Genomic DNA, 26,620 nt, shown 5'->3' with positions numbered 1-26,620 from the left:
GTAGACTGGTGAATTTAAAACCTGTTGCTGTATGAGCAAGTATATCAGCAGGGACCGCTCTTTTTTGTGTGATGTGAGCCAGAAGTAGTCTGGTGGTTGTAATCCGGCTCCATTCTCCCCCGATCGCTAACTATGGAATGTGAATGTAAATGGAAAGGGTTAAGTGAATACGGCACAATGTGGCTTACATATCATACTTAAATTTGCGAAAGCAATGGGTTGAGCATGAACTCCCGAGGTTCCATAAGTTGAACTTTAACGAACTGAGGACACGCTATTAGCCGAAAAGAAGCACATCTGGAATTCTAACGAATCAGAGAAACGCTATTACGCGAGATCATACGAGATTTTCGGTAATATAACCGATATCCAGCTGAATAGCGTGTCAGAGATTCGTTAGGATTTTTAAACCATGAAATTCGGTCAAATAGGGTGTGGTGGGTTCGTTAGAATTAGAACGGTAGAGCTATATAAGTTGAACTAATCATTTACACGATAACGGAGAGGACAGAAAAAACCTGGAAAAGCGAAGCGTTCGCCTTTATCCCCGGATTTTCCCTTGAGAAAAGGGAATCGAAAAAATCTGGGGATAACAGCGATTGGGGGGTGATTCTGTCATTGTAGTGTCCGTGTAAATAATCTTTAGTTCAACTTATATAGAACGTTAGATATGCCGCATTAAATTCGCAATAGATCTAGATCGAATTCGGGAACGAGTCCTTCTTTCATGGCACGCCCAAGCAGTGCAGTTATTGCACCGTAGCCATCGTCGCCCAAGTTGGCGCTAAACTCGTTAACATACAGGCCGATATGCTGTGCAGCAACATCAGGGTCCATCTCTTGTGCATGTTCCATCACGTATGCTCTCGACTCATCGGGGTGTGCCCATGCATATTCAACCGAGGCTCGTGCCCATCCAGCGAGTGCATGAGCATCCATATTGCGACGCGCAATGATGGCCCCAAGCGGGATCGGAAGTCCGGTATCGCTTTCCCACCAGTTACCGAGATCAGTCATCAGTTTGAGATCATAATTCTGGTAGGTGAAGCGTGCTTCATGGATGACCAGTCCTGCATCGATCTTGCCGTCCCGAACAGCAGGCATAATCTGATCGAATGGCATGACGACAATCTCGCCCACACCACCGGGAACATTTTGCGCTGCCCACAGACGGAATAACAGGTAAGCTGTCGAACGCTCGCTCGGCACAGCAACCCGACGTCCAGACAGATAAGCTGGATCGGTTGTGCCATTTGCAGTCAGAACCAGCGGTCCGCATCCCCTGCCGAGTGCGCCACCCGCGGGTAACAAAGCATATTCCGACAGTACGTAAGGCAATGCAGCATAAGAGATTTTCATGACTTCCGGTACGTCAGGTCCGATTGGACTCGCCGCCAGACCATTAGTTATATCGATATCCGCATAACGAACATCCAGCTCAGGTGCGCCCGGAATCAGTCCGTGCACCCAGGCATGAAAGATAAAAGTATCATTAGGACAAGGGGAAAATGCAATTTTCATGATGTAATAACCTCCCGTAAAATGGAACTTGCTGCCTGAAGCGCATCGAGGGCATCCTTGATGCGCCAAGCGTCGCGGTCGCGTGGACCGACCGCGTTGGATATGGCCCGCAGTTCGAGTGCAGGCACGCCGAACTGCTGGGCCGCTGTTGCCACGCCGAAGCCTTCCATGCCTTCGGCGGCGGCATCCGGCACGCGGCGCAATAGCTCCGCGGCCGTCTCCGCTGTTCCGGTCGCCGTGGATACGGTGACCGCAGTGCCTCCGCTGACAGCGAGCCCGGCCCGCTGCAGCTCATGGCGCAGGCGAGCGGAAAGCTTCGCATCCGCCGCCACACGGGACGAGCCGAATCCGAGCTCGTCCACACATAGGAAGCCGTCTGGCGTCTGCGAGCCCAGATCGGCTGCAATCATGGCGTCGGCTACCACGAGGGAGCCGACGGGGCGCGGCCGGGGAACCCGCCGCCGATGCCGGCACTGATCACCAGCGTGTAAGCTGGTGAGCATCCGGCCCGGCAAGGGGCCCCGGCCTTGAAGATGTGGCAGATGTCTGTGCCACATCGGATTGTCTTGGCGCGGTGGAACCCTGCGCCAACGCACTCGTGCTTGCAGCCGCTACGGCATAGGCCAATGTAGCGGCAGTTCCCGCTGCGGCCGAGGCTGGACCAACGCCCGCAGCGATGACGTCAAATCGTTCTGCGGCTGAATCTCCCAAGCCACGAAGGACCGCTTCTTTCTCCGCATCAACCGCGGTTACAATTAACACACGCTGTGATGAATTTGCTTGGACGAGACTTATATCTGTAGTGGTCGTTTTCCCGGTTAACTCCCTCTGTTGTCCACGGGGTTCAAGTGATGCGTTGGGTTTATTATTATTCTGATCTGCATCCTGTCTATGTTCATTCATCTCGGATTCTCCTTATGAGGTATTAGAGGCATAGCGGATGCTTCCGAAGCATCTGGTTTGAAGAAAGCTGTTGCTCCGCATCTTATGGTTAGCTCTATCTTAGACGATTACGTGTAAATAAATAGCGACTTATATAAATTAGATTTGAGAGTATGTTTGTCCTCTTAAAAAGGACATTTCTCTCGATTTTGTCTTTCAAAAAGTGGACATATCTACAATATGTATGCTCAGTGCGGACAGTAAGAGCTTGCATAACGGGGCCGGGTCTTCACCGATCCCTACATAGTAGCTCATTTGTGCAAACCCGAACTTAAAGCAAATACACAGTCTCGCTAACTCTAATACAGCTGCCTGCTGAGCAGCCAACCCCTGTGCAGACCATAGTTCTATAACGTAACACCTATCAAGATACAGTGATTATCGAACAATATTTCATCTCCATCATAACGGAAGGGGGAAGGCCTGAACAACCTTTGCATGTAATTCTGTCAAAAGCGGTAAAGCAAATGTTTCGGGTAGACGTATCACTTCAAGTCACCGCATCACTTCAAATAACCCGTTTTGCCTCATCTCATGTGAATACCACCCTGATCCTGCCCCGTCCTAGGCGGAAATGAACCTGCCCCCAAAGTTCGATATGTCTAATTAACCATATGTATATATCTCTTTAACGTACTCCGAATAAAACAAGAAGTCAAAGTCAATGGTTGACAATCTGGTTTAACTGTATTAATAATAGTAGTACAGTTAATACACCTTAGTTTTGAACACATACACCTTAGATAACACGTTACTTTCATTTTAGTGTTAACACTCACACCCCAGATAACCACACATACACCTCAGATACAGTCATATTAAACGCACATGTTATTCACACATTTTTCGAAAGGAGGTGCGGGATGTTCGAATTAGATGTACGTAGCCGTAAGGCGATCTACGAGCAACTGGTGGACAAAGTCAAAGAAATGATCGTATACGGTATTCTAAAGCCCGACGAGCAACTACCTTCCGTTCGTGCATTATCCACGCAATTGACTGTGAATCCGAATACGATTCAAAAGGCTTATCGCGAGCTTGAGCGTGAAGGTTACATTTATTCTTTGCAGGGAAAAGGGAGCTTCGTATCATCGTCTGTGGAACATCCGAATGAAGCCATGAGAGATGAGATCAGAGAGTCTCTGGTGAAGTTGATCGCAGAAGCTTCGTATTCCGGGTTAACCAAAGCGGATATGACGCTTTTGTTTGAGGAAGCGATGGCCCGTATAGAGAAGGAGGAGCCTCATGATTGAGCTGAATCAAGTCGTCAAAGCGTTTGAACAGGAAAAGGCAGTGGATGGCGTAACCATGCACATACATAAGGGATCGATCTATGGTTTGCTCGGTTCCAACGGGGCGGGCAAAACATCGCTGCTCAAAATGATGGCTGGCATTTACCGTCAGGACAGCGGGACTGTTCGTATCGAGGATACTGAGATTTATGAAAATCTGGATCTCAAAGGCCGCACGATTTTCATGGCAGATTCGCCCTACTTTTTCCCGCAATCTTCAATTACTCAGATGGCATCATTTTATCGTTCCGTATATCCGCGCTGGAATGAGGATCGATTCAAGCAACTGGCCACCGTGTTCAAACTGGATGTAAAACGCAAGCTGCATCGCATGTCCAAAGGCATGCGCCGTCAGGCAGCCGTATGGCTGGGACTTAGCTGTATGCCTGAAGTGCTGCTGATGGATGAGCCGATTGACGGCCTCGACCCGGTCATGCGTCAGCAGATCAAAAACTTGCTGTTCCAGGAAGCAGCTGAGCGTCAGGTAACCATCGTCATCTCGTCCCACAACTTGCGAGAGATTGAAGATCTGTGTGACCATGTGGCGATTATGCACAAAGGGCGAATTATTGTAGAGAAGGATCTCGATGATCTGAAGGCAGATACGCATAAAATCCAAGTCGCTTTCCGCCACCCGGACCATGCTAAAGCCATGGATGAGCAGATTGATATTTTGCATGAAGAGAAACGGGGAAGCGTATCCCTGTTCATTGTCAAAGGCACCCGACAACAGGTAACCGATCAATTTCGTGTCCACGATCCGTATCTGCTCGATGTATTGCCACTAACACTGGAAGAAATCTTTATCTATGAAATGGAGGACGCAGGGTATGATATTCAACCGATTGTTCTGTAACCGGGGCATCCTGATCCAAAATTTCAGACAGCATGGATGGATAGGCATTTTGTATCTGATCACATTGTTGTTCTCACTTCCGTTATATATCGCTACCGAATACAGGGACGTGCCACAACAGATTACAAGTCTGTTTCAAGCTAATGGTGAAGTGCAGATTCTATTCGCCATTACATTGCCCGTAGCGGCTGGAATCTTTCTTTTTCGGTATATTCAATCCGGTGCACCTTCTGATCTTTTTCATAGTTTGCCGTTACGTCGTAAACATCTATTAACGGTTAATCTGTTGACCGGATATGCCATGATCCTGCTTCCAATCTGGATTACAACTGCGATTACTGGCTGGGTATGGGTGGTACTGGATCAACCGGCTTTTATGTTCGATGGTAGTACGATATGGATGTGGGGATTGAGCATGAGCATCTACTCGCTGTTTATGTTCATGCTCACTGTGGTGATCGGTATATGTATCGGGCAATCTGTATTGCAGGGGCTCACCGTGTACGCTCTCCTCTTATTACCTGTTGTCGTGTGGTTCATTATGTCACTTCATCTCCAGCATTATTTGCTCGGGTATCCGTACGATGAATCGGGGCGCAATGAGGAGGAAATATCGCTTGTTCTTCGCATGGCTTCAATTAGTGACTCTCCTGTGATTGGCGAAGAACTAATAATCTATTCAATATTCACAATCCTGTTTATCCCACTGACTTATGTGCTCTATGCGAAGAGACAGGTTGAATCCGCTACTCAAGCAGTTACATTCACTCTAGTGAAACCTATATTCAGATTTGGTTTAATGTTTACGCTGGTTCTGATCGGCGGAGCTTACTTCACGATTATCGCTCCAAGAGAATCATCCGGATGGGGAATCTTCGGATATATTCTTGGTGGAGTTGTGGGCTACATCGTTGCCGAGATGATTATTCGCAAAACATGGCTGATCTGGAGGAATACGTTGTTGCCCCGATTTGCCCTGTATAGTATCGTAGCTGGATTGGTTCTGTACATACCAGTTGCCGATTGGAATGGCTATGCAGTCAAAGTGCCTGAACAGAACAAGATTAACAGTATCAAGCTTGGCGGGGAGCAATATTCCTATATTAATGGTATCTCCGAGAAGGTTGATGATGGCCCGCTCTATTCAAATGATCCGGAATATATGGGAGCTGTTATCGCCCTTCATCAAAAGATCGTGGATTCCGATCTGCCTTTGCTGAATGACCCGATACATCCAAATATTCGTAATGATGAGTATATATTTATAAATTACAAGCTGGATAACGGGAAGGTCATGAAGCGCAAATACGATATTCCGGAAGCCCAATTCCGGCAGGAATTAATGGCTCTGAAACAGTTCGAGGATTACAAAAGAGTCGCATTCAGTACGTATAAGTTGGAAGAGGATGCACTAAGTTTTGGAATTCGTTCCACCCTTGGTTCATACCGGAAGGTGTATATTAGCAATCCAGAGCAAGTTCGTGAATTCAAAGACCTGTTAAAACAGGATATTCTGGATCAAACCTATGAGGAACAACGTTCACCGTGGCAGTCTTTTGCAGACGTAGAAATGAATCAGGATTCGTCTTCGAAAGATCCATATCAACCGAGAACGATGTGGAATATAAATATCAAACCTAGCTATGACCGGCTAATAACTTGGCTGAAGGAGAACAAATTATACGATCAGTTGCTTGTCCAAGTTGATGAAATTATCTCTGCCCAGTTTGTAAAGCAGGAGATCAATAGTCCGGGTTCGCCTCAGTGGGTGACTACGCAGCCGGAATATATTGATGGCAGTCTAAGCATCAACAAGCAGATAGCGACCAAAAACAAAAAAATCATTAGCGATCTGCTTCAGCGTCAACGGTCCAGTTATCAATCAGAGAGAGACACCGTCTATCAGATCAAGTTGAATGTAACTCGTGGTGAGAACATCTACATGATGCTCAAAGAAGAAGATCTGACCGAAGATATGAAAGCTATGCTGGCTGAATAGTGAAGCACAAATTGAGATGAGACAGGAGAGGATGAGATGGGCGTTCCTGTTGAACATGTGCTGGAATTCAGTCAGACCAGATCAGATTGCGCTAAATCTGCTTGACCAGATACAGCATATGGAATATATTAGGAACAGGAAAGGTTCGAGCGACTCGTTCAATCGAATCTCATATGGAACGGCTTATAAGGGAAGCACCCGTAAGAGCAGGCAAATGCCTGACTTGCGGGTGCTTTTTTGTCGTTCGCTGATTACTGTTAGAGCTATTTTCTGCTGAGAGGAGATGGGGGTGGAGTTGCTCGAAATGCACAGCTCAGAGGATCGGGTACAGCAAAATATCTGCCAAATATTTTAGAAGAAAGGGTGTAGAAATGCATGCAAACAGAAGCGTGGAAGGAAATGATAGATAATCAGGAGGCAATGGCATGTTGTTCTTCCCTATTGGAACGAGCAGGAGGACGTGACTTGATAGAACATCACGGCTTAGTGGAAGGAAAGAAGGGACGACAGCATATCGAAGATATAGCTATAGAAGATATAGCTCCGATGGAGACAAGCGTAAGTCCCTCCTTCTCTCCAATAGCAAGTAGCCATAGTCACATGACGGATCAAAGGAAAGTCCAACGTGGTCAATTGCCAGCGTTCGCTCATGTTATATGCAGGTCACGCCTACTTATAGGACTTGTAATTCTGTTCAGTGTGGGTACGATCTACTTTGCTCCGGCAGCCGAGGCTGCGAGCATTGATCTTGGTGTGACGGCACAGAAATCATGGGATTCCGTACTGAACAAGGCTGATGCACAAACCAAGTTAACGTTGCAGCAAGCGTACGAGAAAGTGGGGAACTGGAAGACACAAGAGCAGGTCTGGGAACAAAAAATAAAGACACTTCATGCCGCCAATACCGAGGAATTAGAACGATTGCGCGTGGGAATAAGACAAACCGATGAGGCGAAGATCGCAGCTCTAGCTGAAAAGGTAAAGCAAACCCAAGCTCGGTATGAACCGCTATTCGCCCTGTACAGTTCAGTCAACAGACAGCTGGATGCAGCCAAAGCCATCAAAAATAAGGAATGGAGTACAGCAATTCGCACCCAGGCCGAGACGTTGAGACCCGTTGTACAGCTTGCCAGAGAAGATATTCGGATCAAGAAAAAGGAACTTGCCGAAGCGCGTAAACGGAAGAGCACAGAAGTAAAACGTTTACGCGCTATGCTGGCAGGAGCCGATTCGGTGAAGAAACAGATTCAAACGGCGAAGAAACAGGTGAGCCTGGCGAAAGAGCGATATTCCAACGCACTACAACACTTCAAACAGAGCACGAAGAAAGGCCAAACGTCTCGTGTACTAAGTTCATTGAATTCACTGGCTTCCTCGGCTGAGAGATGGTCCGGCTCGAAACAAAATATTCACACCCTGGAGCAAAAAGTATCCGCAACGTACGTCAAAGTCAGACAAGAACTCACCAAGAGACTCAAATAAGAGGAACCCGATTCTCTCCGCTAACGTACACCACTTTAGATATGTTAAGACGCTTCAATGATGATGGAACGAGGTGAAGCTGTTGCAGTCAAAGTTGGAAACGAAACGTGTGAGGAAAAAAAGCTTTAAACGTAAACGGTACTGGATTCCCATCGGTTTATTATTCTTGATTATAGGTTTGGTTGGAATCGGTACACAATTAACACCCCAAATAACGATATTTTTGCTGAAATCAGGAATTGGGCTTGCTAGTGCAGACACGAACGGCCGGTATAATGTCATCTCGGAAGGGGTAACTCGTGTTGTAGATATACCTTATGCGGACGAAGGGTATCACGATAGTACGCTAGATATCTATTATCCTTCCGTAACAACGGAATCATTGCCGATTGTGCTGTGGGTTCATGGTGGTGGATGGGTCTTGGGTGACAAAGACGACATAGCAGATTATGCAGTGAAATTAGCCAAACAGGGTTATGTTGTTGCCAGTATGAATTATGCGCTCGCACCAGACACGAAATATCCGATTCCCGTAGTCCAGACGGATCAGGCTTTGACGTACATGAAGAACCATGCCATTGAGTTCAAGGGTGATCGGAAAAAGATATTTCTCGCAGGTAATTCCGCTGGTGCCCAGATTGCAAGCCAGGCTGCGGCAGTGGTGACGAATCCCGACCTGGCCAAGCTAATGCATATTACTCCAACCGTTGAGCCGGAAGAGTTACGGGGTGTCCTTCTGTTCTGTGGTCCTTACAACCTGAGCACGGTAGAGAAAACGGGATTCCCGTTCATAAGTACATTTCTCTGGTCATATACGGGAACCAAAACATTTGAAGAATATCCCCGTTTGAATGAAATGTCGACTGTGCTTCAGGCTACAGCAGCGTATCCACCTGCATTTATCACCTCAGGTAATAATGACCCGTTGACGAGTCAATCGATTGAACTTGCACAAGTCTTGAAGCGCCTTGATGTTGATACAGAGACGTTGTTTTTCTCGAACTCCCCGGAGAAGCTTGGGCATGATTATCAATTTGATCTGGAGAGTGAGGCTGGGCAACATGCGATGCATTCGGCAGTACTCTTTTTGCAACAGTATAGTCGATGAGCAGACAAGTCTGTGGTACACTCGAAGCAAATGAGGGTGCAGGAGGAGAAGCATGGCAGACAGAGAAGATTTGACCCGGTTCGGGGTGGCGTTTCCGACACCTCTGATTGCGCAGTTTGACCAGTACATTGAAGAACAGGGTTACAAAAATCGGTCTGAAGCTTTTCGTGATCTGGTTCGTAAAACGTTGCTACAACCCTCCGCACTGCAATCGGAACAGGATGTAGCCGGGACCATCGTGATGGTCTATGATCATCATGTCAGTGATCTTCCTGTTCGCTTGATGGAACTTCAGCATGAGGCGCATCATGATATTATCTCCAATATGCATGTGCATCTGAACCATGACCAGTGCCTGGAAGTGATCGCCGTTCGGGGGAACCTGGGACGGCTGCGTCATCTGCATCAGCAGATTCAGGTGCAAAAAGGGGTATTATACGCGGAGCTGTCCGTGACTTATGTGGATGAACTTAACAAACTGGCGAGCTCTCAGGCGCATGGTCAGGGACATAGTCACGATGATGAAGGAATTCACAATCAGGATCAGCTCAAGCCAGAGGCACAGTGAAGGTCATCAAAGGAATATGAGCGCGAATTAGCAACGGATAGAAGTACATTTTGCAAAAGAAAATTGTCGCTTCAACGAAAACAGACCATTGGTTACGTGCCAATCGTCTGTTTTTTTTGATTCTTGTAACAATACCTGACTTGTATTGCGTACATAGCAATCTTATTAGTGACTTACTACAAATTCAAACCTGATAAATGATAATATATGGATTTTGAAGTTAAGTTTATTGACATATAATTTGTGTTTTGTGCTACAATTTCCGTAAAAAGTAACACGATATGAAATTGGTATAACAGAATTTGGAGGGGGAACGGTGAACATGAGTTTATTTTCAGGGAGATGGGGACAACCATCGCTTAGAGCAGGTGTAGGCATCTTGCTAGTATGTTCCATGGGTCTATCTGGTTGTTCACAGGGCACAACATCAACAGCATTAACAACGGAGAGCGTACAACAGGAAGCTGGCCATGCAAAAAAAGAATTGGTACTGGCCGTGGGTACCGAGCCTGAAGGAGGCTTTGATCCGACAACCGGTTGGGGGCAATATGGTTCACCACTTTTCCAGAGTACCTTGCTAAAGAGAGATGCCAAGCTGCAACTGGTGAATGATCTGGCGACCGCACATTCGATTAGTGAGGATGGTCTGACCTGGACCGTTACGATCCGAGATGATGTGAAGTTCTCGGATGGAGAGCTGCTTACGGCAGAAGATGTTCAGTTTACATTCGAAACGGCTGCCAAGAGTGGTTCTGTTATTGATTTGACCAATATGTCCGAGGTACAGGCTCCTGATGCAAGTACGGTGATATTCACATTAAAGTCACCGCAGTCCACGTTTATCAGCCTTCTGACTACACTTGGCATTGTACCTGAACACGCCTATGGTGCTGATTATTCGGAACATCCGGTTGGATCAGGACCGTACAAGCTGGTCCAGTGGGATCAGGGACAACAGGCTATCGTTGAGGCCAACGATGAATACTATGGAAACAAGTCCATGTTCCAGAAGCTCACTTTCCTCTATCTGGATGAAGATGCGGCTTATGCCGCTGCGCAGGCAGGTACGGTGGATATGGCTGCCATCCCGGCAGCATTTAGCAAGCAAGAGGTGAACGGCATGCGATTAGAGGCTGTGAAAACCGTAGACAACCGGGGAATCATGTTCCCTATGCAGCCTGCGGGTGCCGAGTCTGGGGAGGGTCTTCCCGCAGGTAACGATGTTACATCCGACCTCGCCATTCGCAAAGCGGTGAATGTCGTGATTGATCGTAATGCTCTGGTTGAAGGTGTGCTGGAGGGGTATGGTCGTCCGGCCTATTCTGTCAGTGATGATCTGCCTTGGGGCAATTCGGAAGCTGTGTTCACGGATGCTAGTCTCCATGAAGCGAAGCAGATTCTGGCGGCAGGCGGCTGGATAGATACAGACGGGGACGGTGTAGTTGAGAAGAACGGCGTAAAGGCCGAATTCAACCTGATTTATTTTGCAGGTGATCTGACAAGACAATCGCTGGCACTGGCGGCTGCGGATATGGTTGCCCAGGCGGGCGTCCAAATCAATGTCGAAGGTAAAAGTCGTGAAGAAACGAAAAAGATGGCTTACTCCAACGCGGTGTTGTTCGGCTGGGGCAGCCATGATCCATTGGAGACATACAATCTCTACAGCAGTACCCACAAAGGAGAAGGCTATTATAATGTAGGACTGTATAGCAACCCTATCGTCGACTCGTGGATGGAGAGGGCCCTTCAGGCAACCAGTGAAGAAGAAGCACTGCCGTTCTGGCAGAGAGCGGAATGGGATGGAACAACAGGGTTCAGTTATCAGGGGGATGCACCATGGGCGTGGCTTGTGAATATCGATCACCTTTATCTGGTCAAGAATGGTTTGAATATTGGCGAGCAGCAGATCCATCCCCATGGTCACGGCTGGCCTGTGACATCCAATCTGGAAGAATGGTCCTGGGATGAGCGCACGAACTAGGAAATGTGAGCTTATCCTGATACGGAGGGGAACCATATGACAGGTAACCGTAGGTGGGTCAAATTTCTAGGGCTTAAAGTGCTGCGCCTCTTATCTTTGCTTGTTGGTGTTAGTGTGGTGTCCTTTATTCTGATGCAGTGGTCACCTGTTGACCCGATTGAAGCCTATATAGGTGGGGATATGATCAGGGTAAGCGCCGAACAGCGCAGTCTGATTGAAGAACGTTGGGGATTGAATGCATCCCCTGCTGAACGATTGTTAACATGGGGGCAAGTGCTTATTCAGGGAGATCTGGGAACATCGATGATCTACAGACAGCCGGTAGCGGATATTATCCAGGAACGATTCATGAACTCAGTCACACTTATGGCTGTAGCCTGGATACTGTCAGGCATCATTGGGTTCGCTCTCGGTGTAGTCTCTGCGATGAGACAGGATTCGAAGCTGGATCGCCTGATCTGCTGGTATTGTTATACGCTGGCCTCCACTCCGGTATTCTGGATTGCGCTGTTGTTGCTCATGGTATTCGGTGTATGGCTGGGGTGGCTTCCGGTTGGACTTGGAGTCCCGGCAGGCATGTCGGCTGATCAGGTGACGTGGGGAGATCGGGCGATTCATATGATTCTGCCAGCCTTGACCCTGAGTCTAACGGGAGTTGCTTCGATCGCGCTGCATACCCGGCAGAAGCTTACGGATGTACTGGAGTCGGATTATATTTTGTTCGCTAGAGCACGAGGGGAGTGGGGGATTCAACTGTTTCGTCGACATGGGTTCAGACATGTTGTGTTGCCTGCGATCACGCTGCAGTTTGCTTCTTTCGGTGAACTGTTCGGCGGAGCAGTACTTGCGGAACAGGTGTTTTCATACCCCGGACTGGGACAGGCAACGGTCCAGGCGGGGTTGCGTGGTGATGTGCCACTGCTGCTTGGACTCGTAATGTGCAGCGCAATCTTTGTTTTTACAGGCAATATGGTAGCTGACATTCTGTATCGCTTGATTGATCCACGAATGAAGGAGGAGCTGATGTCATGAAGCAGACGGTAGAGCGCTCCTCTGAGCAGACTCCTGAAACAGCCGAAGTGCAGAAAGTGAACACTGCAACTCAAGAGGTAAGGTACAACATTCATCCGGGGTTACTGCAAGCTGGAACAAGAACAGGAACAACAAACCAAACAAGAAATGGTTATGCGGCTACCGGGAACCAACGTTTTCGTAATCCTCGCCAAAGGGCTTTGATCTGGGGGAGTTTCGCGGTGATCTGGATTGCTCTCGTGTGGTTAACAGGCAGAATGCTTCCAGCGGGTTCTACGCTTACGTCTTTAATGGACCGGAATCTGGCTCCAACCTGGGCACATCCATTTGGCACAGACTGGTTGGGAAGAGATATGTTCATGCGCACGGTAAAAGGATTGGCAACAAGCATTCAAGTTGGCTTACTTGCTGCGTGTGGTGGTGGACTTATCGCACTGGTGCTGGGTCTGGCTGCGGCTTCAGGCAAGGCTGCTGACAGGGTGATCTCATGGATCATTGATCTGTTCCTGAGTGTACCTCATCTCGTATCACTGGTGATGCTGGCCTTTGTATTCGGTGGAGGTTTGATGGGGGTGGCGATTGCTATCGCGCTGACTCATTGGCCGAATCTGGCCCGAATTGTGCGAGCAGAGATGATTCAACTGAAATCTGCAGAATATATTCAGATTTCACGCAGACTGGGAAAGTCGCGATTACAAATTGCGGTGCAGCATATGTTGCCACATCTGGTCCCACAGCTGTTCGTGGGTGTGCTATTAATCTTCCCCCATGCGATTCTACATGAGGCAGCAATTACGTTTCTGGGGCTAGGGTTATCCCCGCAACAACCGGCAATCGGAATTATTTTGTCGGAGTCGATGAGATATTTATCTGCTGGTATGTGGTGGCTCGCCTTTTTCCCGGGACTCGCGTTATTACTGGTTGTTCGCGCGTTTGATGTATTGGGCAACAGTCTGAAGACATTAACAGGTACGGGTAGTTCAAGGGAGGTGAGGTAAGCATGGCTCTTCTCGAAATCGAGGGCGTATCGGTGTCGTTTCGGCGTGCTCGTGGATGGTTGGGGTACGAACAGACTTATGTCATTCAGGGTCTGGATCTTACTATAAACGAGGGGGAAATCGTCGCTGTTGTAGGTGCAAGTGGTTCGGGCAAAAGTGTGCTGGCGCAAGCCATTATGGGAATTCTGCCTTCCCATGCCAGGCTCGAAGGAAGAATTAGCTATGCGGAGAAGCCGCTGACTATGGAACGGCAGCTTGAACTGCGTGGAGATGAGCTTGTGTTGATTCCGCAATCCGTCAGTTACCTGGACCCACTCATGAAGGTGGGAAGACAAGTTCAGCCGGTAAGTAGGCTACGGGGACAGAAGCGACGATCCATGACTCGCACCCCCTTGAAAAAAGCGGAGCAGGAGCTGATGGAGCAGTATCATCTACCTCGGGGAACCGCAGGGAAATACCCGTTTGAGTTGTCAGGCGGTATGGCGAGAAGGGTGCTGATGGCGACAGCAACCTCGGGACAGCCCAAGCTGATCATAGCGGATGAGCCCACCCCTGGTATCCATCCCGAAGTGCTGGCCGAGACGATGAAGCAATTTCGCCAGCTCGCGAATGAAGGCGTAGGCATCCTGTGGATCACCCATGATATCACAACTGCCCTGACGGCAGCCGATCGCATCGCTGTATTCTACGCAGGTTCAAATGTAGAAACGGCACAGGTGCATGATTTCACAGAGAATGGAGAACGTCTGCGCCATCCGTATACAAGAGCGCTCTGGAATGCGTTGCCGCAGAACGGATTTGAACCACTTCCAGGCTCCCAGCCATTGGCGGGACAACAGATTGCTGCGGGATGTTCCTTTGCTCCCCGATGCAGCGCTGCAACAGAAGTATGTAATCGCGAACGTCCAGAGCTGCGTAAGGTACGAGGTGGAGAAGTGAGGTGTGTTCATGTCACTTGAAGCACGGAATACAAGTTACCGTTACGATCGAAACACGTGGGTGTTCCAGCAACTGAACATACAGATACAGCAGGGAGAAGTGATTGGCTTGTGGGGTCCTAGCGGTTGTGGCAAAACAAGTCTGGGTCGCATCCTTGCAGGGTATGCCGAGCCCGTAGCAGGACACGTATTTCTGGATGGGAAGCCACTCCCGCATACAGGAGCTTGTCCGGTTCAGCTGGTATTCCAGCACCCGGAGAAGGCCGTGAATCCGCGCTGGCGAATGCGCCGCGTGCTTCAGGAGGCGGCTGTGCAGGATGAGCCGTTGTTCGAAGCTTTGGGTATTCAGGCGAACTGGCTGGACCGCAGGCCAAGTGAATTGTCTGGTGGAGAATTGCAACGCTTCTGTGTGGCGCGAGCGCTCGGATCAGCGACACGGTACGTGATCGCAGATGAGATGACAACCATGCTGGATGCGATCACTCAGGCACAGATCTGGCATACCGTAATGGATGTGGCTCGCCAGCGTAATCTGGGATTACTGATCATAAGCCATGATCGGGAGTTGCTGAACAGGCTATGCGACAGAATCACCGTAATGCCAACATCATTGTAGTTTTTCCAGTATATAATGTGGACAGGCTACATTAATGCGCATGAATCCTGTTCCCTCCGTTCCTAAGAAGCTGCCGTCATTGAAAGCGAGCCCTGCTTCGTGAAGTAACCTGTTGCATAACTGTGCATGGTGGATATTGTACTCTCGGAAATCCTCCATAGCAGATAGGTCGCTTTGGGATATGGTCCGAAATTCGGGACTTTATTCATATAAGAACAACGTAACGAGCTAGAGAACCGTGGACATACGATAAAGACTATTTTTGTACGCCCTTGGTCCTGTTTTGTTCACATATCGTATACAACCTCTGGTCAGATGCTATTATATTTCTAACATTTGGTGGAACAACGGGCGGTTATCAGAAGAAGCTCGTCCCCGAACAAGCTTTGCATGCTTACATTTGAATTCAGGAGGCGTATTAGAATGAAAAGCAAAAAGTGGTTGATAACTGCGGGTGTATTCGGCATGGTGTTCACAGGTTCGGCCGGTGTGTATGCAGGCACACAACTGGAGACGATCAAGGCGTATCTGAACCATGGACTTGGCATCGAAGTGAACGGGCAGAAATTCACACCGACAGGTGACCAGGGCAAGAAGCTTGCACCTATCACGTATCAAGGCAGTACATATTTACCAGTGCGGTCGATTGCAGATGCTTTGAAGACCGAAGTGAAGTATGATGCTAGAAATAATAAAGTGAGCATCGGTTCCTCAAGTTCATCCGGTGGGTCTACATCCATGGGCAACAGTGGTTCGACATCGCCGTCAACCGGTACGAACACACAGGCTGAAGGCGTAAAGTCCAAGGTTCTGCCAGTGGATTTCCCATTACCTAAGGATGCGAAGGCGACAAGTCTCATTGAGAGTACAGTAGATGGTAACAAAAAGGTCGTTCTCACGTACACAACGAAAGAAACGTTGTTAACGGTTGGAACGTCCTACAAAGACTATTACCAGACCAAAAACCTGAGCCAGAACACTCAGGATATTCAGGCAGATGGCTTCAGCATCGTGGGTCGTGAAGACGGGAAGTATGCTGTAACCATCACGGGTTCTGTTTCCACAAGTAACAAGGATCTGAACGAAATCACTGTGGTGTGGGGAGAAGAGTAAGCGGGAATAACAACAGTTTTCCATATCCATCCCGATTGAAATCACAAGGAATTGTATAACCGTAATCTTGTATTGTATAAAAGGTAAACAGCAAAAGCCGCCCATGGAATGGATACTCATTTCAATGGACGGCTTTTAATTGTTAATCTATACCCGTGTTCTATTCAGACATCATGTATAGGGAGAATTCTTACATATTTAATAGATATGAAATAAAATTCCGTTACAGGTACTCGTTAAACCATCCGGCGATATGCTCCAGACGGCGTACCCTCAAGTGAGGGTGACCTCCACGGGACAACTCATGGTTGGCTCCCGGGAAACGAACGAGCCGAGTCGTCTGTTTGCGACGTTTCAGGGCGACGTATAATTGCTCGGCCTGTTCCATTGGACACCGCAAGTCCTGTTCGCCATGCAAAATAAGCAGTGGTGTGTTGACGTTGCCTACATACGCGAGTGGGGAGTGCTTCCACAGTTTTTCGGTGTCGTCCCACGCATTGCCGCCAATCTGATCTTCCGTGAAGAAATATCCAATGTCACTTACGCCGTAGAACGATAGCCAATTGGAGATGGAACGCTGGGTAACAGCAGCCTTGAAACGATTGGTGTGTCCCACAATCCAGTTGGTCATGAAGCCTCCATAACTGCCGCCGGTTACGCCCAGCCTGGATTCATCAATAAACGTATATTGAGACAGGGCGTAATCCACGCTTTCCATGAGGTCACGATAGTCCCCACCACCGTAGTCCTCGCGACAGGCATTGACGAATTGCTGTCCATACCCGAGCCCCCCGCGTGGATTAATATACACGACGGCGTAGCCCTGGGCCGCGAGGATCTGAAACTCATGCATAAATGTAAAGCCATACATCATATGCGGTCCACCGTGAATCTCAAGAATGGTCGGGATTTTGACCCCATCCACCATACCGTGAGGTTTCAATATCCATCCTTGCAAGCGTAATCCATCCGAGGAATCGAACCAGAAGGTTTCCGGTGTGCTGAGGTGGATCTCATCCTCCAACTGTGGGTTGCTGCGGGTGAGTTGAATCGGTTCTGCGTCGGTATCTTCTGGCTGTTCATACAGATAAAGATCACCAGGACTTTGCGTATCGGCTACAGCAGCAACGAACTGCCCATTCTCCAGCTCGGCAAATTGATAAATCTCCTGCTCGTCAGGCAGTATATAATCGGCACTGCTGCCGTCTCTTGCAAATCTCGCAACGCGTACGCTGCCATGAATGGTGGCAAGACAGAGGATGGATGAACCATCCCGACTGAATACAGGCCCCGTGGTTGTCAGATGTGATCGCATGTCGCCGACAATGCTGTGATTCAACTGTACGTCCCAATCTGTGCTCAGACATACGAGTTTACCACCTGATATCGGAAGGGTATACAACTTCACAAGCGTGGCATTTCCATAGGAACGGTCACTGGCGAGCAGTGCCAAGGATTTTCCATCCGGTGCGAAGCTCAGTCTGCTGAACGTATATCCTTCCGGGGTCAGTTGCTGCACATCCGATCCGTCTGCCTTGGCACGATACACATGGTTGGTCAGCGTATAATCGTTATGTTCTTTACCTTCTTCGGGCGGTTGGGCAATCCATACGATGGATGTCCCATCCGGCGACCAGGCGTAATCTCCAACATCGTAATGACCTGTAGTTACAGGGTGGCTTCAGCGCTCAGGGGCACAATTGCAAAAAGATGAGTACGTTTTCCATCCCATAGCCCGCTGCCATCTGATTTCATGCGAATCCGGTTTACAACGAGTTCTTGGGGCAGTTTGTTGTCATCCGTTGTATCCGGTTTGGAATTCGTAGAATGCGATTCTTCTTGGTTTGTCATATCCACGGATGACTTCACAAGTATGGTCCGGCCGTCGGGTGACCACAGCAGGGAACTGACTCCATGTTCCAGGTGACTAATCTGCTGTGCTTCTCCGCCATCCGAAGGGATTAGCCACACTTGCGATTTCCTATCAACCTCTCGTATAAAGGCAAGCTGAGATCCATCCGGCGACCAGGCCGGGGAATGATCCTTGTCCCCAAAGGTGAAGGGCCTGTCCTTTTGACTCCCCAGATGCAGTAGTCTCAGGTGAGAACAATAACCGTCACGTGCTTCATTCGTTTGCCGGCTTACGTATACCAGCTGTCCATCTTGAGGAGACGGAGTTGGATCATTAACCCATGTAATCTGATACAGATCTTCCGATGTTATGCCGCGTAGACTGTTCATTGTGTATCCTCCCACCCTGATTCAGAATCGGTTAATTTCCTAACCTTTCCATTTATACTAACGGAAAGCGAAGGACAGGACAATATCGTACTGAATGTAGGCTTAGGACTTTTTATGATTGTATGGGAAATGAAAAAGGATTTGCTCAAAGGATGACGAATCCTAATGTTGAATAAACTCGGAAAAGACGAAAAATGGTATGAATATCATGTTTAATGCACGTTCATTTGGTTTAATGTACAATGCAATTCCTGTTGGGAACACAGATTAGTTGATTCATTGAACTTCGTTTATATATAACACTTATATTCAGTCGTAATGAAGGAGGAACGTCACGTTGAGCGTATCCTATGAGCAGCATGTAGAATATCCGAACCGGAAACGAATGGCGTGGCTTACAGCAGGGGCGGCACTTTTTGTGGCAACCGGATTTTTTTTGATTATTGATGGGTCATCAGGGGCGAACGGGTCTATCATTTCGGAGGTGATTGGACTGCTTTCCATTCTGTTTTTTGGGCTATGTTTCTGCTACAGTCTGGTCAAGATGATTAAGAAGGAACCCTCATTCGTAATCAATGAACGAGGGTTTGTCGATTCATCTTCCTACACGGCGGGTGGTGCAGTGGCCTGGAAAGATGTTGAGAAAATTTTTATGTATGAACTCATGGGTCAGAAAATGATTGGGATCAAAATGCGGGACGAGAAGGCCTTCCTGGATCGCCAGAACGGAATGAAGCGCAAGCTGATGACGGTGAACAGCAATATGGTCGATGCGACCCTTAGTATTGCCCAGAGCAGCCTCACATTGCCGTTGGACCAATTGTATATCATGATGGTGTGCCACTGGAGACATGAGAATGATAGCCTGGTTCATCCTTCGTTAAGTCGTAGATAGAGAGGTCACAACGGAAATAGATTCTTCAGAATGGAGGAATACAGATGAAGCATGGTGATCAAGCACGAACGATTGAACTTCCGGATGGAACGTTGTTGCCTGCGATTGGGCAGGGCACATGGAACTTGGGTGAGAATCCATCCAGCCGGGAAGAAGAAGTACGGGCACTTCGTTTCGGAATTGAACGGGGATGAACGTTATTGATACAGCTGAGATGTATGCAGAAGGTGGAGCAGAAGAGGTTACGGGAAAAGCGATCGCGGGATATCGTGATGATGTATTTCTCGTGTCTAAAGTGTACCCCCATCATGCGGATCGCAAGCAGATGATTAACGCCTGTGATCGCAGTCTCGCGCGTCTCGGCACCGATCGCCTGGATCTGTATTTGCTCCATTGGCGTGGGGGAGTCCCGCTCGAAGAGACGGTTCAGGCTCTGGAGCAACTGAAGCAGTCCGGTAAAATTCTGCGCTGGGGTGTATCAAATCTGGATACAGGGGATATGAGGGAGTTATGGAGTTTGCCGGATGGCTCTCACTGTATGGTCAATCAGGTGCTATACCATGCGGCTTCTCGTGGCATTGAACGAGATCTGCTCCCCTGGATGCGTGAACGGCGTGTTCCGATCATGGCTTATTGTCCGCTGGCTCAAGGTGGCACACTTCGCGGTGAATTGTTGGAGCACCCGGTCATTCGTGAAATTGCACAGGATCGAGGGGTAACTACTTCACAGATTGCGCTGGCTTGGGTGATCAGGGATGGAGATGTACTGGCGATTCCCAAAGCAGTGCAGCTACATCATGTGGCAGATAATGCGGCGGCGTTGAGCATCGTCTTGACACAAGACGAGTTGACCCGGTTGAGTGAGGCTTTTCCTGCACCAGAAGGCAAAGTACCTTTGGATATCGTATAACCACCGGATGAATAGATGAGGATACCACGGCAAAAAGAGCAGATCTTCATGATCTGCTCTTTTTGCCGTGGTATCCATATCCTCATTCCCGTTCCCTTTTCTATTTCCCCATCCGTTATGAAAATATTAAATAAATGGGCTTTACAATACCAAATCACTAGTGTACTATGTAACTAACACACCAATACAGAGAGGAGTGAGCGCTTTGTGACTATGGAATTTGATAATAACTTACCGATCTATCTGCAGATTATGCAGTACATCAAGAGACAGATTGTGACCGGAACACTAAAGGCAGGCGACAAGATTCCTTCGGTTCGAGAATTGGCCGCTGAATTGCAGATCAATCCAAATACAGTACAACGGACATTTCAGGAGCTTGAGCGGGAAGAAGTGGTCGAAACCAAACGGGGCTTGGGCAGATACGTGACCAGTGAGGAGCGGAAGATTATGACGATCAAAAAAGAAATGGCCGGTGAATTACTGGAACGTTTTCTGACCGGAATGAAGGAACTGGGGATCGAAGAGCAGGATATCTTATCGATCGTGGCCGATGCCGTTGCGGAAGGAAAGGGAGGAACAACGCATGAGTAATATCCTTGAACTGAATCAGGTGAACAAAATATATGGTAACAAGAAAGCATTAAGCAATATTACACTGGATATCGCTCCAGGCCGAATCGTAGGTCTGCTGGGGAGCAATGGTAGCGGAAAGAGTACCTTGATGAAGCTGGTTGCAGGTTTGTTACATCCCAGCAGTGGAACGATTCAGGTCACCGGTAAGCCTGTCGGATTGGAGACGAAGTCGCTTGTATCCTTTATGCCGGATCGTCCGTTGACGGAGAATTGGATGAAAGTACGAGATGCGATTGCATACTATCGTGATTTTTATGCTGATTTTGATGAAGAGAAGGCGCGGGAGATGCTGGATTTCATGAACCTTGTCGAGAGTGATCGGGTACGGCATCTGTCGAAAGGCATGAATGAACGACTACAACTAACACTGGCCCTTTCTCGCAAAGCTCGTCTATATCTGCTGGATGAACCTATTGGCGGAGTAGATCCGGTTGCGCGAGGCAAGATTCTGGACGCGATCGTCAGATTCTATGATGAGGACAGCAGTTTGGTCATCTCCACACATCTTGTGAATGACATTGAACGGATTTTTGATGAAGTGGTCTTTATTCGCGAGGGCGAACTGGTGATGCGTGAAGAAGTGGAAACGCTCCGTCTGAAGTATGGAAAAAGTGTGGATGAGATGTTCAAGGAGGTCTATGCGGAATGATGACATTGTTGAAGTATGACTTTAGAAAGAACTGGAATACACTGCTCGCCGGGCTAGTCATATTGATTATCGCTCAGATTGGGCAGACCCTGTTCCTGTCTGGAGTCACAGGGAATATACTTGGCATTATGGTATATATTGGAGCAGGTGTGGCGATCTATGTGAAAATGATTAAAACCTACACGTCCAATATTCGCTCGTATAATCGCCGCCTATTACCCGTAACGGGTCTGTCACATGTGTTGTCTCCATTAATCTTTGGAGCCCTTTGCGGATTGGGGTTGTTGATTATAGGTAGCATACACGTTTACCTCTACACTACCATGAAGCTTGGGATAGACCTATCCACCTATATCAATCTTTCAGGTATGCAAGTATCGGATATGATCTCACTGTTGCTGTTTTTGGCTTGGATTATCTTATTCAGTCTCTTTATCATCTTTCTATCCATTAGTATTGCAGGCAGCTTCCGCTGGAAAACAGGGCCGTGGATCGGAATTGTTGCATTTCTTGTCCTGGTCAATCTGATTAGTTGGCTCGAAAATATTGTCTTGGCTGGACGTTTTAATCCGAATGAGTTGTTTCAATACACAGAAGAAAGTACAGGAATTTCAATTACGGCCAATGGCTTGATATGGTCGGATGGCATGTTTGGAAGCATTATATTTGAATTGATCGTGGCAGTCATACTGGTGTGGGCTACCATTTACCTGAATAACAAAAAAGTTGAAGTATAATGAACACGTTATGAATATATCGGGATAAAATGACACGGGCGACGAGAGTTGCTCGTCTTTTTTTATATACTGAAATGTGAGTGAAAGGAGAGATCGTTATGGAACTTTACTTCAGGGATAACTTTTTCAATGCAGGTTATACCGAAATTATGAATCCGAATCAAGAACAGGCCGGACATCTGGATTTGAAAAGTGTTTTTGGAGCTTCGCTCGATGTATCGGATCACGCGGGATTGGTCTGCAGCGGCAAATTCCGCATGTTAACCAATCGTTGGGATATCACTTCAGCAGATGGGAGACATCTGGGTGTATTGCGGGCGAGATTCAGTTTCTTCAGCAAGAAATATGAATATGACGCAGGATCACGCGGGACGTATGAGGTGTCTGCTCCAGCATTTTCACAGGAATATGATATAACCGGCAGTAGTGGCCGCATCGTAGCCAGTTTCCGTCGTACCAGTGGCTGGTTTAGTACAGCCGCATTTGTATTAGACAACCAGTCGGAACAGCTGGATACGTATGAATTAATTGCGGTCGTTATGGGCGTACATGCGATTAATAAAAGACGGAATTCGGCTGCCGGCAGTAGCAGTACGTAGAGATATAACAAAAGGGGGCTGTCTCGAAAGCCCTTCAAAAAACGATTGGGTGCATTTCAGTCCATTTGAAAATGTAACGAATCGGAGACGCGCTATTTTCATGTTTAGGCCTATGGAGGAAGCCTTTGGAGACAACCCTTTTTTGCTGGGTTACAGGTTTGCTTTTGCTTAATGAATAAGAATGCAACCTCATGCCAAATCTTGACCATCAGCCTTAGCATGAGGTTCTTCCTCATGCTGGAGGTGCCGGCCTCCCAATGGGTGTTCGATATTTCGGTCGGGTTCAGATTCAGCGTAACGTGCCAATACTTTGGCGGCAGTCTCGGACATGCGCTGTTGGAGAACGGCATGGTCAGCAATCCGAACCCGTTTGCCCAGAAAACGCATTTTGGATAAGACGTAATCGATCTCATTCCGTGGAACGGTCAGCTCAATTCTGTACATTTGCTGATCCTCTATATACTCGACTTGTTTCTCGAAGCAGGAGAAGGCATACAGAATTCGTGACAGCTCCTGATTGAATTCGGGCAGTACCTCGATGGTGACGGTCGTCTTGCGCTTCTCGGTCAACGCAGCAATGTTGGCAGTGTACACCGAAGCGCTCTCCGGTTCGACATGCTGGGCTTCCGCCGTAACGATGCTGTGCAGCTTGGTGGACATGAGTTTGTCGAAGCGAGGGGCGTACCAGAGCACGTACCATTCTTTTTTGACCATGGAATATTCCAGTTTGTACGGGAAGCCGAATTGGTCTTGGCTCGTGCGTCCATTGCGGACGCGACCCGTTAGTCGAAATCCCTGATGGTGCAGAATGATCTGCCGTAACGGTTGAAGTAGTGGATGAGAAACACTGTTTTCTTCACTCTTGGCTTTTTCTGTCAGGTAATCCTGCAGGTTCAGGTCATGTTCCCCATCGAGCATATGGTGCATTTTGTCCAGCGTAACCGGGCTCAGCGCTTCTCGTGCAGCGGGGTGATGCAGCATCATACGAAGCCAGGCCCGTTCCTGTGAGGTCCAGGTGAACAGTCCGGTCTCATTCAGCCTCGTCATCATCTGGTAGTTGAACATCTTCTCGAACAGGTTCATAATACGCCGCAATCTCCTTCCATTCCTTGATCATTTCCTGACGCAGCCTAAGGGGTGCAATAACCTCGCAGCTTGAGCCAAAACTCCTTAGCCATGGTTTGATCTCGGTGATGCCGTTCACTTGAATCTCATATAGAAAGGTGTGGTCCGTTTCGGGTGTAATCGTTCCCCATTGGCCTTGTAGACGAACCCGATCCAGAATGAAGTTGCGCTGACCATGCCCGGGATGGAAAAAGCGGGCTTGAACCGTCATGGTATTCCCTGTATCCACCAGCCAACTGTAGCGACTGATTTCGGTCCACTGTTGCTTCAATTCAAGCATGTATTCCTCTTCCACTGAATCCTGTTCTTCCAGTTGTGTTATACCTTCCATGCGGAACTTCACATATCCGCGGCGACCCTGATATCCAATGACATACCAGCGACCATACTGATGGTCATAGATCACTTCGAGCGGAACGATCCGGTTGGATTGTCCACTGGCTTCGCGCTCGAATCGTGGATTTGTATTCTGTGAGCTATAGCTGGATGGTTTTTTCGGTGAGAAGTACAGAAATTGCACACGTTTGCGCTGGCGAATTGCACCAAGCAGGGTGTACAGGTGAGCTTCGTCCAGGATGCGAGAATAATAGTGATACTTATAGATATAAGGTTCGGTAGCCTCTTCCTGTGGAAAGTTCGCTGTAATAGCCTTCTTCAGACTATCCCGCAATAAATACCCCTGTACGGATGGAACCTGAGTGTTCGCCATGATATCTACAAAATCATACAACTCCAGCTGTTCTTCTACCGTTAATTTGGTAAGCATATCTTGTTGCAAGGCATACCGATAGGGTCTGCCACCCGGCTCCTTACGAATAACGCCGACTTCTTCCAGATACTTCAGATCCGAGCGAATGGTCTTCTCGTCAGGCAATGCCAGCTCTTCTGGCAGATCGGCACAACAGGCGTCTAGCAGTTCCATTGCGGTGGCGGCGTTATCTTGTAAAATTTTCAAAAGGACGGAAAGTCGCTGGACTTCAGTCTCTTTCATCGACTTGGCGCGGTAGAGGAAGAGCAGCATGGGTTCAGCGGATTCTCCGTACTGAAAACGAACAAGGTCAGCCATCTCCCGGCTTGCTTCTGCACCGAGTCGCTGGTCAGCGACAGTCTGCATGATTTCTTTTAATCGGCGCTGGGTTTTGTCAAAGGTATGTACGGATATGCCAAGGCGCTCAGCATACTGTTTGCGATTATATGCACCGCTTGTCAGCGATAACATACGCAGAAACTGAATTTCTTTGTCAAAACTCTCTCTTGCCATACATATTCACTCCTTGGTGGCCTGGAGTCAGGCGAATGGTGAGCGATATCATTCGCTCTTTCGTACTTCTCGTATCCCTGTATTGTATCAGGATGAGAAGCTGGTTTCATTTTAAACTTATGATTAGCAAGGTCGTCATACTTTTACCGTGTTCGTGCAGGTCATTTGAGAGGCATAATAAGAGATATGGATTGTTTTTTGAAGGAGGAGAGCGGACATGACTTATGTTCATGAAGATATGAGGGATACGATCAGACAGCAGCTGAAGCAGATTGAACAGGAGGAGCAGGTGCGGATCATCTATGCCTGTGAATCGGGCAGCCGGGCGTGGGGGTTTCCTTCACAGGATAGTGATTATGATGTGCGTTTCTTATATGTAAGACCTTTGGAATGGTACTTGTCGATTGAGGATCGAAGGGATGTTATCGAACGTCCGATCAGTGATCAGCTCGACATCAACGGTTGGGATCTGCGCAAGGCACTGAAGCTGTTTCGCAAATCAAACCCGCCGCTGCTGGAATGGTTGCAATCCCCCATCCAGTATGATGAGCCGTATAGCGTGGCAGAACATATTCGGGCACTATCGCCGCTTACGTTCTCGCCGAAGTCCTGCATGTATCATTATCTCAATATGGCGAAGGGTAATTTTCGGGATTATCTGCAAGGTGAGCAAGTGAAGATCAAGAAGTATTTCTATGTGCTGCGTCCGTTACTGGCCTGCGGCTGGATCGAACGTTATGATACGATGCCGCCGATGGCATTTGAGGAATTGGTCCAGGAACTTGTGCCTGTGAATGCACCACTTTATACGGAGATTCATGAATTGTTGCGCCGGAAAAAGGCGGGCGAGGAACTGGATCTGGAGCCGCAGCTGCCTGCGATACAGACATTTTTGGCGGAGACGATTGAGCATGTAGAACAACTGGCCGCCCAGATGACGAATGAGGATGCTGTTGAGGTGGAGGAATTGGACCGTATCTTTCGTTTGGCTTTGCAAGAGGTATGGGCGGGTACTGGTACGCTTCTACTGAAATAGGTGAAGATAGACCCGCGTTTGTAAATTGTTAAGTGAAAATAATTTTAAGTATCCACCTATATTGTATGGGTAATTATGGTATGAT

General features: G+C 48.1%; 23 protein-coding genes and 2 pseudogenes. 19 read left to right on the top strand and 6 right to left on the bottom strand.

What is annotated here, in order from left to right; all coding sequences use genetic code 11:
* Positions 1–678: 678 nt before the first annotated feature.
* A complete protein-coding gene (locus C0Q44_RS17190) occupies positions 679–1,521 on the bottom strand; it encodes a 1,4-dihydroxy-6-naphtoate synthase (protein ID WP_105408447.1) in 843 nt (280 codons plus the stop codon).
* Positions 1,518–2,316 (bottom strand): annotated as a pseudogene (locus C0Q44_RS17185) (futalosine hydrolase). Before C0Q44_RS17185 ends, C0Q44_RS17190 begins: the two are co-directional and overlap by 4 nt.
* Before the next feature lie 1,010 nt (positions 2,317–3,326).
* Here C0Q44_RS17185 and C0Q44_RS17180 point away from each other — a divergent pair.
* The 12 genes from C0Q44_RS17180 (at position 3,327) to C0Q44_RS17125 (ending at position 16,446) form a co-directional block, all read left to right on the top strand.
* Positions 3,327–3,716: a GntR family transcriptional regulator gene (locus C0Q44_RS17180; RefSeq protein WP_036606399.1), complete on the top strand. Its 390-nt coding sequence runs from the start codon at positions 3,327–3,329 to the stop codon at positions 3,714–3,716.
* The gene (locus tag C0Q44_RS17175) at positions 3,709–4,611 is read left to right on the top strand and encodes an ABC transporter ATP-binding protein (RefSeq protein WP_105408446.1); all 903 of its coding nucleotides are present in this window, start codon (positions 3,709–3,711) and stop codon (positions 4,609–4,611) included. The genes C0Q44_RS17180 and C0Q44_RS17175 overlap by 8 nt, the downstream gene beginning before the upstream one ends.
* Positions 4,586–6,610: a hypothetical protein gene (locus tag C0Q44_RS17170; protein WP_105408445.1), complete on the top strand. Its 2,025-nt coding sequence runs from the start codon at positions 4,586–4,588 to the stop codon at positions 6,608–6,610. The genes C0Q44_RS17175 and C0Q44_RS17170 overlap by 26 nt, the downstream gene beginning before the upstream one ends.
* A 465-nt stretch (positions 6,611–7,075) precedes the next feature.
* A complete protein-coding gene (locus tag C0Q44_RS17165; RefSeq protein ID WP_146113469.1) occupies positions 7,076–8,092 on the top strand; it encodes a hypothetical protein in 1,017 nt (338 codons plus the stop codon).
* A gap of 82 nt (positions 8,093–8,174) precedes the next feature.
* Positions 8,175–9,200, top strand: coding sequence for an alpha/beta hydrolase (locus tag C0Q44_RS17160; protein ID WP_181151039.1), 1,026 nt, complete (start codon positions 8,175–8,177; stop codon positions 9,198–9,200).
* 52 nt (positions 9,201–9,252) lie between these two features.
* Positions 9,253–9,768 carry a nickel-responsive transcriptional regulator NikR gene (gene nikR, locus C0Q44_RS17155; RefSeq protein ID WP_258166379.1) on the top strand — a complete coding sequence of 172 codons (516 nt, stop codon included), beginning with the start codon at positions 9,253–9,255 and terminating at the stop codon, positions 9,766–9,768.
* 322 nt (positions 9,769–10,090) lie between these two features.
* The gene (locus C0Q44_RS17150) at positions 10,091–11,749 is read left to right on the top strand and encodes an ABC transporter substrate-binding protein (RefSeq protein WP_105408442.1); all 1,659 of its coding nucleotides are present in this window, start codon (positions 10,091–10,093) and stop codon (positions 11,747–11,749) included.
* 36 nt (positions 11,750–11,785) lie between these two features.
* Positions 11,786–12,781: an ABC transporter permease gene (locus C0Q44_RS17145; protein ID WP_105408441.1), complete on the top strand. Its 996-nt coding sequence runs from the start codon at positions 11,786–11,788 to the stop codon at positions 12,779–12,781.
* Entirely contained in the window at positions 12,778–13,779 is a 1,002-nt protein-coding gene (locus C0Q44_RS17140) for an ABC transporter permease (RefSeq protein WP_105408440.1), read from the top strand. Before C0Q44_RS17145 ends, C0Q44_RS17140 begins: the two co-directional genes overlap by 4 nt.
* Before the next feature lie 2 nt (positions 13,780–13,781).
* Positions 13,782–14,738, top strand: coding sequence for an ABC transporter ATP-binding protein (locus tag C0Q44_RS17135; RefSeq protein WP_105408439.1), 957 nt, complete (start codon positions 13,782–13,784; stop codon positions 14,736–14,738).
* Positions 14,728–15,333 carry an ABC transporter ATP-binding protein gene (locus tag C0Q44_RS17130; protein WP_105408536.1) on the top strand — a complete coding sequence of 202 codons (606 nt, stop codon included), beginning with the start codon at positions 14,728–14,730 and terminating at the stop codon, positions 15,331–15,333. The genes C0Q44_RS17135 and C0Q44_RS17130 overlap by 11 nt, the downstream gene beginning before the upstream one ends.
* A 423-nt stretch (positions 15,334–15,756) precedes the next feature.
* On the top strand, positions 15,757–16,446 hold the full coding sequence (locus tag C0Q44_RS17125) for a stalk domain-containing protein (RefSeq protein ID WP_105408438.1): 690 nt from the start codon (positions 15,757–15,759) through the stop codon (positions 16,444–16,446).
* Between the two features lie 223 nt (positions 16,447–16,669).
* Here the strand turns inward: C0Q44_RS17125 and C0Q44_RS17120 are convergent, their stop codons facing one another.
* Positions 16,670–17,995, bottom strand: coding sequence for a S9 family peptidase (locus C0Q44_RS17120; protein ID WP_308737436.1), 1,326 nt, complete (start codon positions 17,993–17,995; stop codon positions 16,670–16,672).
* A gap of 119 nt (positions 17,996–18,114) precedes the next feature.
* Entirely contained in the window at positions 18,115–18,687 is a 573-nt protein-coding gene (locus tag C0Q44_RS31545) for a TolB family protein (protein WP_308737435.1), read from the bottom strand.
* A 337-nt stretch (positions 18,688–19,024) separates the two neighbouring features.
* On the opposite strand from C0Q44_RS31545, the gene C0Q44_RS17115 reads away from it, so the two are divergent.
* The 6 genes and pseudogenes from C0Q44_RS17115 (at position 19,025) to C0Q44_RS17090 (ending at position 23,113) form a co-directional block, all read left to right on the top strand.
* Positions 19,025–19,582 (top strand): STM3941 family protein, encoded by a 558-nt coding sequence (locus C0Q44_RS17115; protein ID WP_105408437.1) that lies wholly within the window; start codon positions 19,025–19,027, stop codon positions 19,580–19,582.
* Between the two features lie 44 nt (positions 19,583–19,626).
* Positions 19,627–20,492 (top strand): annotated as a pseudogene (locus tag C0Q44_RS17110) (aldo/keto reductase).
* A 207-nt stretch (positions 20,493–20,699) separates the two neighbouring features.
* Entirely contained in the window at positions 20,700–21,086 is a 387-nt protein-coding gene (locus tag C0Q44_RS17105; RefSeq protein WP_105408436.1) for a GntR family transcriptional regulator, read from the top strand.
* The gene (locus tag C0Q44_RS17100) at positions 21,079–21,777 is read left to right on the top strand and encodes an ABC transporter ATP-binding protein (protein ID WP_105408435.1); all 699 of its coding nucleotides are present in this window, start codon (positions 21,079–21,081) and stop codon (positions 21,775–21,777) included. The genes C0Q44_RS17105 and C0Q44_RS17100 overlap by 8 nt, the downstream gene beginning before the upstream one ends.
* Positions 21,774–22,514: a hypothetical protein gene (locus C0Q44_RS17095; RefSeq protein WP_105408434.1), complete on the top strand. Its 741-nt coding sequence runs from the start codon at positions 21,774–21,776 to the stop codon at positions 22,512–22,514. Before C0Q44_RS17100 ends, C0Q44_RS17095 begins: the two co-directional genes overlap by 4 nt.
* Positions 22,515–22,612: 98 nt before the next feature.
* On the top strand, positions 22,613–23,113 hold the full coding sequence (locus tag C0Q44_RS17090) for an LURP-one-related family protein (RefSeq protein ID WP_105408433.1): 501 nt from the start codon (positions 22,613–22,615) through the stop codon (positions 23,111–23,113).
* A gap of 189 nt (positions 23,114–23,302) precedes the next feature.
* Here the strand turns inward: C0Q44_RS17090 and C0Q44_RS17085 are convergent, their stop codons facing one another.
* Both C0Q44_RS17085 and C0Q44_RS17080 read right to left on the bottom strand, forming a co-directional pair.
* Positions 23,303–24,196, bottom strand: coding sequence for a WYL domain-containing protein (locus C0Q44_RS17085; RefSeq protein ID WP_105408432.1), 894 nt, complete (start codon positions 24,194–24,196; stop codon positions 23,303–23,305).
* Positions 24,144–25,499, bottom strand: coding sequence for a helix-turn-helix transcriptional regulator (locus C0Q44_RS17080; protein WP_105408431.1), 1,356 nt, complete (start codon positions 25,497–25,499; stop codon positions 24,144–24,146). The genes C0Q44_RS17085 and C0Q44_RS17080 overlap by 53 nt, the downstream gene beginning before the upstream one ends.
* A 217-nt stretch (positions 25,500–25,716) precedes the next feature.
* Between C0Q44_RS17080 and C0Q44_RS17075 the strand changes: the two genes are divergently transcribed.
* Positions 25,717–26,535, top strand: coding sequence for a nucleotidyltransferase domain-containing protein (locus C0Q44_RS17075; protein WP_105408430.1), 819 nt, complete (start codon positions 25,717–25,719; stop codon positions 26,533–26,535).
* The last annotated feature ends 85 nt before the right edge of the window (positions 26,536–26,620 follow it).

The organism is Paenibacillus sp. PCH8 (genome assembly GCF_002968835.1).
Lineage (GTDB): Bacteria > Bacillota > Bacilli > Paenibacillales > Paenibacillaceae > Paenibacillus.
This window is presented reverse-complemented; position numbering and strand designations above follow the sequence as displayed.